Origin of the sequence: Moorena producens PAL-8-15-08-1 (assembly GCF_001767235.1) — a bacterium.
Taxonomy (GTDB): domain Bacteria; phylum Cyanobacteriota; class Cyanobacteriia; order Cyanobacteriales; family Coleofasciculaceae; genus Moorena; species Moorena producens_A.
In genome coordinates, this window is record NZ_CP017599.1 from 8,884,626 (window position 1) to 8,898,035 (window position 13,410).

At 42.8% G+C, this 13,410-nt stretch carries 18 protein-coding genes; 9 read left to right on the top strand and 9 right to left on the bottom strand.

What is annotated here, in order from left to right:
* Window position 1 precedes the first annotated feature (1 nt).
* The gene (locus tag BJP34_RS32610; protein ID WP_070395920.1) at window positions 2–955 is read left to right on the top strand and encodes a glycosyltransferase family 2 protein; all 954 of its coding nucleotides are present in this window, start codon (window positions 2–4) and stop codon (window positions 953–955) included.
* Window positions 956–1,103: 148 nt separating this feature from the next.
* Window positions 1,104–1,712 (top strand): hormogonium polysaccharide biosynthesis acetyltransferase HpsU, encoded by a 609-nt coding sequence (hpsU, locus tag BJP34_RS32615; protein WP_070395921.1) that lies wholly within the window; start codon window positions 1,104–1,106, stop codon window positions 1,710–1,712.
* Between the two features lie 128 nt (window positions 1,713–1,840).
* On the opposite strand, the gene BJP34_RS45040 is transcribed toward hpsU, so the two are convergent.
* Together BJP34_RS45040 and BJP34_RS45045 are read right to left on the bottom strand one after the other, a co-directional pair.
* The gene (locus BJP34_RS45040; RefSeq protein ID WP_158517599.1) at window positions 1,841–1,978 is read right to left on the bottom strand and encodes a hypothetical protein; all 138 of its coding nucleotides are present in this window, start codon (window positions 1,976–1,978) and stop codon (window positions 1,841–1,843) included.
* 177 nt (window positions 1,979–2,155) lie between these two features.
* Window positions 2,156–2,302 carry a hypothetical protein gene (locus BJP34_RS45045; RefSeq protein ID WP_158517600.1) on the bottom strand — a complete coding sequence of 49 codons (147 nt, stop codon included), beginning with the start codon at window positions 2,300–2,302 and terminating at the stop codon, window positions 2,156–2,158.
* Window positions 2,303–2,453: 151 nt separating this feature from the next.
* Between BJP34_RS45045 and BJP34_RS32625 the strand changes: the two genes are divergently transcribed.
* On the top strand, window positions 2,454–3,191 hold the full coding sequence (locus BJP34_RS32625; protein ID WP_070395923.1) for a hypothetical protein: 738 nt from the start codon (window positions 2,454–2,456) through the stop codon (window positions 3,189–3,191).
* Between the two features lie 147 nt (window positions 3,192–3,338).
* Window positions 3,339–3,482 (top strand): hypothetical protein, encoded by a 144-nt coding sequence (locus BJP34_RS45050; protein WP_158517601.1) that lies wholly within the window; start codon window positions 3,339–3,341, stop codon window positions 3,480–3,482.
* Window positions 3,483–3,641: 159 nt separating this feature from the next.
* Here the strand turns inward: BJP34_RS45050 and BJP34_RS32630 are convergent, their stop codons facing one another.
* Together BJP34_RS32630 and BJP34_RS41580 are read right to left on the bottom strand one after the other, a co-directional pair.
* Window positions 3,642–4,583: a glutathione S-transferase family protein gene (locus tag BJP34_RS32630; RefSeq protein ID WP_070395924.1), complete on the bottom strand. Its 942-nt coding sequence runs from the start codon at window positions 4,581–4,583 to the stop codon at window positions 3,642–3,644.
* A 30-nt stretch (window positions 4,584–4,613) separates the two neighbouring features.
* On the bottom strand, window positions 4,614–4,838 hold the full coding sequence (locus tag BJP34_RS41580; protein WP_149031300.1) for a hypothetical protein: 225 nt from the start codon (window positions 4,836–4,838) through the stop codon (window positions 4,614–4,616).
* Between the two features lie 345 nt (window positions 4,839–5,183).
* On the opposite strand from BJP34_RS41580, the gene BJP34_RS32640 reads away from it, so the two are divergent.
* The 3 genes from BJP34_RS32640 (at window position 5,184) to BJP34_RS32650 (ending at window position 7,494) form a co-directional block, all read left to right on the top strand.
* Window positions 5,184–5,924 (top strand): cysteine dioxygenase, encoded by a 741-nt coding sequence (locus BJP34_RS32640; protein WP_070395926.1) that lies wholly within the window; start codon window positions 5,184–5,186, stop codon window positions 5,922–5,924.
* A 202-nt stretch (window positions 5,925–6,126) separates the two neighbouring features.
* A complete protein-coding gene (locus tag BJP34_RS32645; RefSeq protein WP_070395927.1) occupies window positions 6,127–6,732 on the top strand; it encodes a sigma-70 family RNA polymerase sigma factor in 606 nt (201 codons plus the stop codon).
* A gap of 363 nt (window positions 6,733–7,095) precedes the next feature.
* Complete coding sequence (locus BJP34_RS32650) at window positions 7,096–7,494, top strand: pentapeptide repeat-containing protein (RefSeq protein ID WP_070395928.1); 399 nt, start codon at window positions 7,096–7,098, stop codon at window positions 7,492–7,494.
* A gap of 313 nt (window positions 7,495–7,807) precedes the next feature.
* Here BJP34_RS32650 and BJP34_RS32655 read toward each other — a convergent pair whose 3' ends face one another.
* The 3 genes from BJP34_RS32655 to BJP34_RS32660 all read right to left on the bottom strand — a co-directional run bounded on the left by BJP34_RS32655 (window position 7,808) and on the right by BJP34_RS32660 (window position 10,432).
* Window positions 7,808–9,361: a mercuric reductase gene (locus BJP34_RS32655; RefSeq protein WP_070395929.1), complete on the bottom strand. Its 1,554-nt coding sequence runs from the start codon at window positions 9,359–9,361 to the stop codon at window positions 7,808–7,810.
* A 22-nt stretch (window positions 9,362–9,383) separates the two neighbouring features.
* On the bottom strand, window positions 9,384–9,533 hold the full coding sequence (locus BJP34_RS45055; RefSeq protein ID WP_158517602.1) for a hypothetical protein: 150 nt from the start codon (window positions 9,531–9,533) through the stop codon (window positions 9,384–9,386).
* Window positions 9,534–9,652: 119 nt separating this feature from the next.
* Window positions 9,653–10,432 carry a TVP38/TMEM64 family protein gene (locus BJP34_RS32660; RefSeq protein ID WP_070397004.1) on the bottom strand — a complete coding sequence of 260 codons (780 nt, stop codon included), beginning with the start codon at window positions 10,430–10,432 and terminating at the stop codon, window positions 9,653–9,655.
* Between the two features lie 1,094 nt (window positions 10,433–11,526).
* Between BJP34_RS32660 and BJP34_RS32665 the strand changes: the two genes are divergently transcribed.
* Window positions 11,527–12,192: a hypothetical protein gene (locus BJP34_RS32665; RefSeq protein WP_070395930.1), complete on the top strand. Its 666-nt coding sequence runs from the start codon at window positions 11,527–11,529 to the stop codon at window positions 12,190–12,192.
* A gap of 107 nt (window positions 12,193–12,299) precedes the next feature.
* Entirely contained in the window at window positions 12,300–12,638 is a 339-nt protein-coding gene (locus BJP34_RS32670; RefSeq protein ID WP_070395931.1) for a XisI protein, read from the top strand.
* Between the two features lie 154 nt (window positions 12,639–12,792).
* On the opposite strand, the gene BJP34_RS32675 is transcribed toward BJP34_RS32670, so the two are convergent.
* Window positions 12,793–13,038, bottom strand: a complete 246-nt coding sequence (locus BJP34_RS32675; RefSeq protein ID WP_070395932.1) for a DUF4926 domain-containing protein — start codon at window positions 13,036–13,038, stop codon at window positions 12,793–12,795.
* Complete coding sequence (locus tag BJP34_RS32680) at window positions 13,038–13,358, bottom strand: DUF6883 domain-containing protein (RefSeq protein WP_149031301.1); 321 nt, start codon at window positions 13,356–13,358, stop codon at window positions 13,038–13,040. Before BJP34_RS32680 ends, BJP34_RS32675 begins: the two co-directional genes overlap by 1 nt.
* Between the last annotated feature and the right edge of the window lie 52 nt (window positions 13,359–13,410).

Here is a 13,410-nt window from a genome sequence, read left to right on the forward strand (position 1 = left end):
TATGAAATCCCCTAACACTAAACTTCCGGTATCAGTTCTAATTCCAGCCAAAAATGAAGAAGCTAATTTACCAGCTTGTCTTGAGAGTGTTAATAGAGCGGATGAAGTCTTTGTTGTCGATTCCCAAAGTAGCGATCGCTCCATTGAAATTGTGGAAGAATACGGTGCAAACATAGTTCAATTCTATTTTGATGGGTTTTGGCCCAAAAAGAAAAATTGGAGCTTAGAAAATATTGAATTCCGTAATCAATGGGTATTAATTGTTGATTGTGACGAGCGCATTACTCCAGAACTTTGGGATGAAATTGCTGTTGCAATCGAAAATCCAGATTATAATGGCTACTATATCAATCGTAGAGTATTCTTCCTAGGACAATGGATTCGCTTTGGTGGCAAATATCCAGACTGGAATCTACGGTTGTTTAAGCACGAAAAAGGTCGCTACGAAAACCTGAAAACGGAAGGAATTCCCAATACTGGAGACAACGAAGTCCATGAACATGTTGTCCTAAACGGCAAGGCTGGCTATCTTGAAAATGATATGCTGCACATTGACTTTAAGGACATTTACCATTGGCTAGAACGGCACAATCGCTACTCCAATTGGGAAGCTCGTGTCTATCTGAATCTACTAACCGGGAAAGATGACTCTGGCACCATCGGGGGAAATCTGTTTGGAGACGCCGTGCAGCGTAAGCGGTTTCTGAAAAAAATCTGGGTTAGACTACCGTTTAAACCATTACTGCGGTTTATTTTGTTTTACTTTATACAGCTGGGCTTTTTAGATGGAAAAGCTGGGTACATTTATGGACGCCTGTTGAGTCAGTATGAATATCAAATTGGTGTCAAACTCTATGAGTTACAAAAGTTTAGCGGTAAGCTGAATGTAAAAAAAACTGAACCAGCACAGACACCAGTAACGCCAAAGCAATCAGTTGTATCTCCAAATCCCTGAGACTCCATTTAGAATTAAGAATGTAGAATTAAGAATTAAGAATTAAGAATTGAGAATTAAGAATTAAGAATTAAGAATTCTACATTCGGCATTCGGCATTCTAAATGCTACATTCTACATTCGGCATTCTACATTCTACATTCTGCATATGACTAATGACTTAAGTAAACTACCAGCGTTAGATTTAGAACCCTTAGTGGATTTACGGCAGTACGACCAATCTTGGTTTGACCGAGGACGTCCGGGCTGGTTCATCTTACTCTGGTGGTTAGTGCAAGCGATCGCATTTCCCTTAAGTCCTCATAACTTCAATGGCTTCCGCCGATGGCTGCTACAACTATTTGGAGCCAAGATGGGTACTAATGTGATCATTCGACCCACTGCTCGTTTTACTTACCCCTGGAAAGTAGAAGTTGGTGACTATAGTTGGATTGGGGATGATGTGGTTTTCTACAGCTTGGATAGAATTCGCATTGGTAGTCATTGCGTTATTTCTCAAAAATGTTACCTCTGTACTGGTAGCCACGATATGAAAGACCCAGCCTTTGGTTTAATCACATCTGAGATTAGTGTTGGTAATGGAGCCTGGATTGCCGCCGATTGCTTCATTGCGCCCGGTGTCCAAATTGGAGCCAATGCCGTTATTGGTGCTCGCAGCACTGTGTTTAGTAATATCCCAGAGCAGCAAGTATGCTGGGGAATACCAGCACGCCCCCGCTATCGACGGGAAATCGAGGAGATAGGGAATAGGGAGTAGGGAGTAGGGAGTAGGGAGTAGGGTGTAGGGTTTAGGGATTAGGGAGTAGGGAGTAGCTTACAAGGGTAGGTTTTTTACGGCGAGTAGGTACTTTAATTACGTATAAATCCTCACAAATATGTATTAGATTATACAATTATTTCCGTGATAATTCTGTCCATCTCCTCATCTCCCCATCTCCCCATCTCCCCATCCTCACAGGGGTAGGTTTTTAACAAAGACCTCAGGTGTGGGGTGTGGGGCGTGGGGTGTGGGGTGTGGGGCATAAGAAAATATACTTAATTTGTCGTTGTCTTGATCCCAAGCGCGAGTGGGGGAAACCACGGCAGTCGCTCATGGGGGAGACCACGGCAGTCGCTCATGGGGGAAACCCCCGCATGAAGGCGCTGCCTCCCCAAGACCGCGCTGCCTCCCCAAGACCGCGCTGCATCGCTCTTCAATCATCATTTCTTTGTTGTTTTCCTTTTCCTTTCCTTGTGATCCGCCCCCGACCGGTCGGGGGTTGGGGGTGGGGCAGGACCCAAATCTAAAAAACCTACCCTTGTGAGATCTCCCCATCTCCCCATCTCCCCATCTCCCCATCTCCCCATCTCCCCACACTCTTAATCATGGGTATTCAATCGGAGGAGATCATACAAGGGTAAGCTGACCAGATCCGGAAAAATTGTCGATAAGTTTCCGGATTTTCATTTTGCCAAAAGAAAAAGATAGTGGACCACTTTAAGTCAGGATTCCATAGTCATGGTTCACAAATTCATTTTCCAAGGTTCAGCTTACCTGTTGTCAGCGTCCGTGATGTGGCAAATGCTTCCCGCAACAGCCAGAATAGCACCTGGGAAGCATGACAATAGCAATGTTCGCACCTTCGAGATTGCTGGATTATTCGATGAGCTCCGCGAAATCCGTCGAGATGTTCAAGAGGTAACCAATACCATTCGTGAAGGCAGGCGTATAATCCAAGGCACACGCAGAGCGGTTGATGAGTTTGATCAACTTGGGGACGACCTCAACTCTGGACGAGTGGTAAAGTCTTCTAACAATAATCCCTGTCGCAAAAATGGGTCTCAGAAATCCGTTGCTATCAATGAGCAGGTGATTTGCACCAAAGACGGAGCCTATGAGTTAAGTCAGGAATTGCGTAAGGTACTGATGATGACACAAACTCGAAACCTATATATTGATGAGTTTTACGGCAATTTTTTGGATAAAGTCTTTAATCGTCCTATTGAGTTTATGTTCGAGAATAAGGAGGAGATGACTTTAGAGAATCTTACGAAGGTGCTTGCTCTCTATGATCAGAAACGGTGGGATTATAGCAAAATCACACAGATTCTTTTCTCTCCCTCTACTAGTAAGGCAACCTTGATGTTTGGAAAACGCGCCGAACCGGAAATTGTATCTGTCCCTGATTCTATTGGTGAGTTTTCAGATTCCGTGTTTAAAATCAAATCTAAGTCTCCATTTTTGAATCAAGAATAACTTGACAGGTAAGCTATCAGCGGTCAGCGGTCAGCCGTCAGTGGTCAGCCGTCAGTGGTCAGCCGTCAGCCATCAGCCATCAGCTGTGGCACAGGCTTCTAGCCTGTGACTTAACTCAGATTAAACCAATGCTTACCTGTTGTCTTGATGCAGTCGCTCATGGGGAAAACCACGCCAGTTGCTCATGGGGGAGACCACGGCAGTCGCTCATGGGGGAAACCCCCAAGACCGCGCTGCCTCCCCAAGACCGCGCTGCATCGCTTATTCAAAAGCATCTCAAGTACACATTAGCTGATAGCTGATAGCTGTTCGCGTAGCGTGTGCGTAGCACATAAGCTAATAGCTGATAACTGATAGCTGATAACTGATAGCTGATAACTGATAGCTGATAGCTGATGGCTGATAGCTGATCGCTGATAGCTGATCGCTGATCGCTAATAGCTGATCGCCTTAATCACTAAAATTAATTTGTGGTCCTTTTGGAACAATTCCCGAGGGATTAATAAACGGATGACTCTTATAATAATGATCCTTAATATGGTCAATATTACAAGTTTTTTCTACCCCTGGCTGATGATAAAGGTCTTTGAGATAATTCCACAAATTGGGATAATCGAGAATTCGTTGCCAATTACATTTGAAATGGAAATAGTAAACTGAGTCAAAGCGTAGCAGAGTGGTAAACATACACCAATCGGCTTCTGTAATGCGATCGCCACAGAGATAAGGCTGTTTACCTAACACCCCTTCCCAATAGTCAAGGGCATCAAACAGTTCGGTTATTCCTTCTTCATAGGCTTGCTGAGTAGTAGCGAATCCGGCTCGATACACACCATTATTAATAGGTTGGTAAATGGCATCAATGGTTTTATCAATCTTTTCCCGTAAATTCTCCGGATAAAAGCTGATATCCGACTGAGCAATCCCGTCGAACTCTAGGTCAAACATCCGAATAATTTCACGGGATTCATTATTAACAATGGTGCCAGTTTCCTTATCCCAAAGTACTGGAACTGTCACCCGTCCGGTACAGTTAGGGTCACCTTTGATATAAACTTCCCGCAGATAGCGAGCACCATTGACTGTATCAGGGATACAACCAGGCCCATCGGAGAATTCCCATCCATCTTTATCCATAAATGGGTCAACAATGGACAGGGTAATCGCTTCCTCCAATCCCTTTAAGGCTCGCATAATCAGAGTGCGGTGCGCCCAGGGACAAGCATAAGAAACATAGAGATGGTAGCGTCCAGAGGCTGGTTTATAGTCTGTGGAGCCATCAGCACGAATCCAATTACGGAATTTGGTGGGATTACGCATGAATCGCCCTTGGGGGTCTTGCTGATAGGCTTCGTTAGTCCATTGCCCGTTAACGAGCATCCCTGTTGCCATAGTTTTCCTGTGATGGTATTTTTTTTCATACTATCTATTGCACAGGGAGTAGGGAGTAGGGAGTAGGGAGTAGGGAATGCATCGCTTAAAACCCTCTTTGCTTTTGGCTTTTGGCTTTCTCGGCATTGCTGAATCTTTGGATAAATATGAGTGGGGTGGGCATTCTGCCCGCCGGGAATATATTGAAACTGGCAAGATGCCAGTTCCACCAAGATGCCTGTTCCACCAAGATGCCCGTTCCACAAAACTATTCAAATCATTCCATTATTAAGCAAGGCCGTATATTTTGCGTGCTTTTGCGATCGCGTAGCGTAGCGAACGCGCCTTCACCTCTAGAACTCCCGTTGACCCAGTACCCAATGGCTAGCTATGAACAGGCGCAGTTATCGTTGTGGTAGGGAGCTATGGAATGGGTGGTCAGGGGCGGTATTGGTTTTTAGCCAGCACCTCTGGTGATAACCCGTCAAGAATCTTTACAAAACTCTGCGTCACGTTTCGCTTCTTGTGGTCTCTTATTTATAGACACCAAGCTTTCCAAGAGCAAGCGCTTTTGAAAAGTAGATCAAGGAACGCCTATTAGATACCTGGAAGTTTGTCACTATGTTTAGTCAATGTGAAATATTAGAAGATTCCAAAGAACAACTCAAAACAATAGTCCGAGAAGTCTCTGAGCCAGATAATCTTCCGGAACACTCAGAGCTTTTTCAGTTGGTTCAAGAGTATCACCACCTAGCGACTCAAAAAGAGCTTACGCAAGAAGATGGTGAGAGAATGGCACAAATGTTTGAGCTGGCAGTATTAGATTCGCAGTTTGACCAGTGCATTGACAGGGTAGATCAGCTGATCAGCCAGTCCTTGCAGTCTTGTGCCTCTTCAGGTTGCTCTGGTTCCCTTTCGCTAGACGAATTTATCTATCAGGTAAATGCCATAGCGCCCCAAGACATGAGTATGGAGAAGTTCAAAGAGCTTGCGGCGAACCTTAATTTGAGTGAAAAGCTACTGGAGCAATCTATTAGTTTTAACAAAAGTGACTACCATCGCCAATTAGTTTGTATGACCCGTTTTGGTGATATTTTTGTTATTTCTTGGGAGCCGGGTCAATTTTCACAAATACATACCCACGGAGAGCAAATTAGCATAATCCGTGTCTACAAAGGAACCCTTACCCACCGCTTTTATGATCCAGTGGAGCACTTACAAGGAAAGCAGGGCTACCGAAAAAACGACGAGAAAAAGTTCACAGAAGGTGAGTTAACCTGCGTTGGGTTTCATCAGACTCACCAGCTTGCTAACGAGTCCCAAAAAAGACTGGTTACTGTGCATGTTAGGTTCTTCAAATAAAGACTTATATCCTGTGAACCCTCAGAAAATTGTGAACCGGATAGGTCTTGTCCTGATTTAGTTGACAGGCGACAATGATCGGCTTGGCGCTTGCTGATCGCAATTTAGTGTAGCTTTTTGTTATTGGGCAGAGCAGAAACTATTTTTATAGCCTGCCCTATCGATCGTGACACGAGTGTGCATTACCAGGAGAAAAACTTAAATGATAAAACCCCAACCACACAAAGAAATTTTCAAGCTGTTAAATTCACTATCTATTCCAATACAAGTTTGGATGTGCCAATTTAATATTAATAGCAATTATACCCATGAAGATATCAAAAATGATATCTTTTTAGTTCTCCAAGAACTAATCAAATCCGGGAGAATAGAGTCGCATTTAGAAGTTGATGAGGGACTTTCGCTGGTTCTAATTAAGGGTGACTTAAGAGAGCCAATTATTAATCCAAGGGCTTGGTTGCGAACAATTGCCTTGAATTACATAAGGGCACTGTACCGTAAGCATAATAGGTTTTCAGATATTAGTTCGGAAATGTGGGAAAGTTTACTCTCGACTGAGCAGAATAATGCGGTCTCTTACCGTCACACTCACCCTATGCAGTATATAGAGAATTTAGAACTGCGGGATAATATCAAAAAACTTCCTGAGCAAGACTCAGCAATTTTAGAGTTATTCTATTTTAAAAAGCTTTCCTATGCTGAAATTTCGAGTCATTTAGAGGATAACGGCTATGGTCGGTATACGGAAGAAACTATTCGGCAAAAAAAGTGCCGAGGACTCAAAAAACTCCGCCAACTTTATTTATAAACGGGATTGGTAAGCAAAATAAAATTCTAGATAGGGAGCATATCATATTTCTAAAAAAAAAGGAAGTGTGGTAAATGTGAGGAGTGTGATAACTGTCGGGAGTGTGGTAAGTGTGAGGACTGTGATAAGTGTGGGGGTTTTATTATAATTTTTGCCTAATTTCAGGTATTGATATGCACCCTCTAAATAACTAGTAATTGTACTTAAATTACAAATATGACTGTGGATATATTTGTTATGACACAGGCACTTTTTTGCGTTTATTAGCATATTAAAAATATTGGTTTACTTTGTCACGTTGGACGATATTTTTACTCTCTTTAATAGAAACCTTTAACTAAAGTAAAATCGGGGTAAGGTGACATGAATAGCAAAGAACTTCAAGAAAGGTACGCAGCAGGAGAACGATATTTTTGTGCTATCGACCTAGTTCAAGCTAATCTGAGTGGTATCAACCTTAGTGGTGCGAATCTGAGTCGAGCAGATTTAAGCGGAGCTAACCTGAGCCGAGCCGATTTGAGTGGGGCTAAGTTGCGTTGTGCGAAATTGGAAAGAGCTAATTTGACTGATGCCAAGCTTCACAGGGCAAATCTAGGTCGAGGGAAACTTGCTGGAGCAAAGCTAAGTCGAGCAGATTTGAGAGCTGCCAATCTCAAGGGTGCGGATCTGGCTGAAGTAGACTGGAAGGATGCAGAACTATGGGGTACGGTTATGCCTGATGGTAGGGTTGTTTCCTCATCTACTCAAGATCTAGCTTCCTAGCTCCCTACAGGCAATCATCTCCAGATAAAACTTCTTTCGTCCCATCAGGGAGGCTATCATTCCATGGCTTCAGGTTGTGACCTTAAGCACAATGGCCACAAACCAGTGTCTAGAGGTCACTAAGCGACTTCGTAGCTCTAAGGAGTAGTTGAGTCGGGGGAAGAAATTACTACCCCATCACTTAACCAATTCTTAACTTTGCTACTGTAGCGGTTTTGGTGAATCACTACAGTAGCCCCAGGGTAAACACATCTATCAATGGTCGCGATCGCTTGTTCTTAGGGGGCGATCGCTTTTTGTTAATTCGATTTCCCTAAGAAAGCTTGGTCAGGAACTCTAAAAATGTTTTAGTTCTTGGTGTTAAGAGGGTGCGGCGATAGGCATCTGCGGCTTTTTTAATTCCTTCTGCTTGAGTGGGATAGGGATGAATTACGCTCGAAAGCTTACTCAAACCAATCTTATGGACAATTGCTGTAGTCACCTCAGAAATCATTTCCCCTGCATGAGTTGCCACAATAGTTGCTCCCAGGATTTGATCTGACCCCTTCTTGTGGTGAATTTTAACAAATCCCTCTTCTTCGCCATCTGCGATCGCTCGGTCTACAGTACTAAAGGGAATTTTAATCGTATTAACATTAAATCCTTTAGCTTGAGCTTCATGTTCATACATTCCCACATGGGCAATTTCTGGATCAGTATAAGTTGCCCAAGGCATCACCAAGTTACTCAGTTTATATTTACCCAAGCCAAAGGGAGAAAATAGAGTATTCTTAATCACAATCCGTGCTGCTGAATCCGCTGCATGGGTAAACTTCCAGTCCATGCAAATATCACCAGCAGCATAAATTTTGGGATTGGTAGTCTCAAGGTAATCATTCACCTTCACTCCTTTACGCTGGTCATACTCTACCCCGACCAGTTCCAAATTTAACCCTTCCACATTGGGCGCACGTCCAGCACCGATCAAAATTTCATCTACCGTGACCGACTCTTCCAAACCAGTGCAGCTATTGAAGTGTAAGGTTTTACCTGCCTCTGTCTTCTCGACCCGGTTCAATTTGGCACCCAGGACTAAACGGATACCTTCTTTTAAAAAGACTTTTTGAACAATATCTGCGGCGTCAGCATCTTCTTTATTTAAAATGTGAGAACCGCGATGGAACAGCACTACTTCACAACCTAAACGGCGGAAAGACTGAGCTAATTCACACCCAATTGGACCGCCACCAATAACAGCTAATCGATTGGGACGTTCTGTCAGAGAAAATACCGTTTCATTGGTGAGATACCCCGCCTCTTCCATGCCCTCAACTCGGGGTCTTACTGCTCTTGCTCCTGTAGCAATTACCGCTTTCTTAAACTTTAGGGTAGTATCGTTTACTTCAATGGTATCATCACCGGTAAACCGACCATTTCCTAAAAATATATCAATACCATAGGTATCTTTGAAGCGTTGAGCAGAATCGTGATGGCTAATCCCTGCTCGTAGCCGACGCATTCGTTCCATCACTGCGGGGAAGTCTACTTCAATATTATCTGGAACTTTAACCCCAAAGGCTCCCGCATTGCGCATCTCAGCCACTACCCGAGATGACCGAATCAAACACTTGGAGGGGACACAACCTACATTTAAACAATCCCCACCCATCAAATGCCGTTCAATCAATGCCACTTTCAAACCAACACCGATACCTGCTGCACCTGCTGCTGTAACTAATCCAGCTGTACCAGCACCAATTACCACTAAGTCATAACAATCAACAGGTTTTGGATTAACCCAATCCCCTGGATGAACGTAGTTAACCAACCTCTGGTTATACTCGTCCATGGGTGGAACAATAACTCTTTGGTATTGAGAACTTGACATTTATAATAACTCCTTTGATAGTTCAAAATTCAATTAATTTTTTAGGGAGTAGGGAGCAGGGAGCAGGGAGCAGGGAGCAGGGAGCAGGGAGCAGGGAGTAGGGAATCGGGAGTCGGGAGTCGGGAATCGGGAATCGGGAGTCGGGAGTCGGGAATCGGGAACAAAAATTCACGGATCTCTATAACCTTTAACCTTCTAACCTTTAACCTTCAACTTCCTAACCTTTAACCTTCAACTTCCTAACCTTCAACTTCCTAACCTTCAACCTTCAACTTCCTAACCTTTAACCTTTTAAACTGTCTCTTTGGAAACGCTTTTGTCTAAAGCTTTCTTAGCCACATTAGTGACATAAAGTGTGACCGCAACAGTGGCGATAAAACCAATAATCCGAATTGCCCACTGGACAGTGGGATTGGTGGGTGCGTCACCACCACCGATCATGGCCAGGTCTCCAGCCAGAGAACCGATGTAAACGTACATGACTGTTCCTGGAATCATGCCAATGGAGCCTAAGACATAGTCTTTCAGAGAAACCCCAGTTAGACCATAGGCATAGTTTAAGAGGTTGAAGGGAAATACAGGAGAGAGTCGAGTCAATAGGACAATTTTGAATCCTTCCTGACCTACCGCTTCATCAATAGCACTAAACTTGTCATTTCCAGCAATTTTTTGTGCAATCCAGTCCCTAGCTAGATAACGCCCAACCAGAAAAGCAGCCGTAGCTCCGATAGTGGCTCCGATGAACACATAGATTGAGCCTAAGACAACACCAAATACTACCCCAGCCCCTAGGGTGAGGATAGACCCAGGCAAAAATGCTACGGCAGCAATGATATAGATTGCGATAAATGCGATCGCTCCGATGGGTCCGAGACTATCAATCCACTGCAAAGCATTGCGCAATAGTTCTTGGGGATTGAATCCTCCACTACTAGCGGATTCCTGTGCAAAACTAGGCTCAGCGTGTACCACCAGTACCATCACCATTGCCAGTAATGTTAATGAAACTAACTTGAAACCCTTCATGACCTTTCGGGGATGAGATTGACTGCTTCTTCTTGTACTTATCATGAGTTGGGACCGTTGCAATTGAACTTGAGACATAGTAATCAAATTATCTAGAGATTTTGGTTATCTTAAATGGCTTGTTTGGTGATGAAATTAACAGAACTGTATAAGTTAATAGGTAAGCATTCAGCGTAGACCGATCAGCTTCCTAGAGAGTGGCTAACAAACAATTGCAGTATCAATTGCTTGTTGATGATCATCATACAATAGTTTTGAGGAGCTAAAGCTAGTGAAAATAATTGAAATTTAATAAGAATATTTTTGGTTTATTTTAAGCTTAAATTTAGCTGGTACTCAGCAAAAAATCAGGTTTATTAATATAGCTAATATTATCTATAAAAATCAGACTATATATTAATTTTATGACAAGGTAACAGCAGCTTTGAGAACATAGTTTTTTTAGTTATAGCAAACAATTAACTAGTTCATCTAAATTAGAGCTGGATTTAAAGTTAAATAGGGGAGTAGACGGCGGTTTGCCTAACTATCAGGTACACATTTTTTTTTCTGTTCCCTCTTTCCTGTTCCCTCTTCCCTGCTCCCTGCTCCCTATTCCCTAAAAATTTGTACTAATATAATTGCAAACGGTTGTAATTTACAATTATATTAGATACTCATGATAGTCATAAATTGCCAAAAAAAATTACATAAGTCTAGCAGTTTTTATTACTATATTCTATTATTTGCAGTGTTTTTTGAGCATTTTTACCTAAGCCTTTTAGTTGTAACCTTTCCTTAACAGGATTAGTACAGAAGAAGAATAAGGGATTGAGCCAACTAACAAATAGTTTTTTTACTGATGTTTAGCGATTGGCAAAACGTAAGCAGTCAGCCGTTAGCTAAAAGCTCACGCTACTTGAGGTGCAGTCAGCTGTGAGCCATTACCCTACCGTGGCCATAGGCCAAGGCTCAAGCTAAGCGAACAGCTTATTTTATTCAAAATTCTAGGGTGGCCACAAGCCCCTGATAGCTGATAGCACCTCAAGTAGCATCTCAAGTAGCGCATTAGCTGATAGCTGAATACTTACGGCAAAAAAAAAAAAATGCTGCTATACTTTCCGTAAAAGCTTGATTTACAAGACATGCAACTGACAACCATGAATATTAAATCTGCTCAAGAAGACCATATTAATTGGATCAAAACTCGGCTAGAACAAACCAAGCGAGAACTTACTGAAGCAGAAGCAAACCTGGTTGAGTTAAAGGCTTTAGTGGATCAAAAACGGGCAAACGTTGCATATTTTCAGGATAAGCTTGATGCCGAATTATCCAGCAACGATATTGCAGCGGAAAACGATGATATTGCAGCGGAAATATCGAGTGCTTTGCGGGAACTTGAGGTTAATGGCAATCATTTGTCTGAGCAAGCTACCACTAATTTAAGTGGCAATGTCGGTCAAGTCACTTTTTGTGATGATGAATTAGAAGAGGAATCCTTTGAAGAAAACCAAAGGGAAAACCAAAACCATGAGGAGGGTCAAAAGCGAAATCCCAGAGATATGTTATATCCAGAATTTAGAGGTGAGACATTAGGGAAAGCGGTAGAGATTATCTTAGATAACTTTGCTGCTCCGGTTAACCGAGAACAGATTGCCAGCAGACTATTTGATGCCAAATCTGATCATGAGCAACTCCGTGCTAAAAACTCCTTGTCTACGGAATTGCGTCGAGGTGCAAAAGAAGGGAGGTGGAGGAAAGTGGGACGAGGTCTTTTTGCTTCTAATTCTTTCCAGGAGGAAGTAACTGATGAAGTTAATAACTAAAATTAAATTTACAGTGGTTTTTTAAGTTATCCCTTCATACAAAAGTCGATCAAGCGTAATCAGGTTCCTATTGTAGTTTATGACATTTCCCAACCCAGGATTAATCAATGGATAAACTAGAGGTATATCGACAGCACATTCAGGACTTGCTTAAAAAACGCGCCAGTATTAAGTCGGCGAATCCGGCCATCGAAACCCAGCTCATTTTTGATACGGAACGGGATCATTACCAGATGGTTCATACCGGTTGGAAAAATAACACCACACGTATTTATGGGTGTTCTGTACATGTGGATATTAAAGATGCCAAGATTTGGATACAGCATGATGGGTCGGAGATTGCGATCGCAGATCAGTTAGTTGAGCTGGGCGTACCAAAGCAGGATATTGTCTTGGCCTATCAGGCACCGATTATGAGGCAGTATACCGAGTTTGCGGTGGGGTGAGCGCACCCGCCATACAGTGATGGAACTAAAAAATTAGCGGTGTGAAGTGTTCTATGACAGGCGTTGCTAAACAGATGAAGGCCGCAGGGTTACCCCTGAAGGATATTGCACAATATACGGGGTTGAGCGTTGATCAGATAGATGGGTTGTAGGTTCAAACGGCTTCATCCAATCTTCGGATATGCAGAACCTCATTTTTCATTAATGACTCAATTTGTGACTCTGAAACCACTAAAACGGCGATCGTTTCCCCGATCCCATTGAAAACTTCCAGACTATAACCATCCTCTCCGTCTTGTATTGGATGGTGATCGACAATCGTTGCAATATCCCCTTGCTGCAACTTATGCTTGGGAAAATCTTCCCGCAGAGCCACCCGTGAAAATAACTCAAATGCCATTATCTAGCCTCCTTATCTGGGTGGGTGATAAACTTTGTCTGTTGAGTTTCATGCTCCACCATCCAAATTGTCTTGATGTCTAGTTCAACTCCATTTGGTCCTACTAAAATGCCCCGAATGGTATAAACATCGCCAAATCGGTTGGGTTCATCGCTCAAAGTCGCATCCAATGGCAAAATCTGGGAACGCAAATCTATTTCTAACTGTTGCCAGTTCTCTTGACTATAGCCTGCCTGAGCTAAAAATTTTGACTTATCATCGTTATCACGCCAAACCAACAAATATCTGGCTGGTAAGTTTGGCCGTTGCAATGATGGCATCCTGTGGAAGTTTCATAAACCTATATGGTTATATGGTTATCCAGTTTTGGCG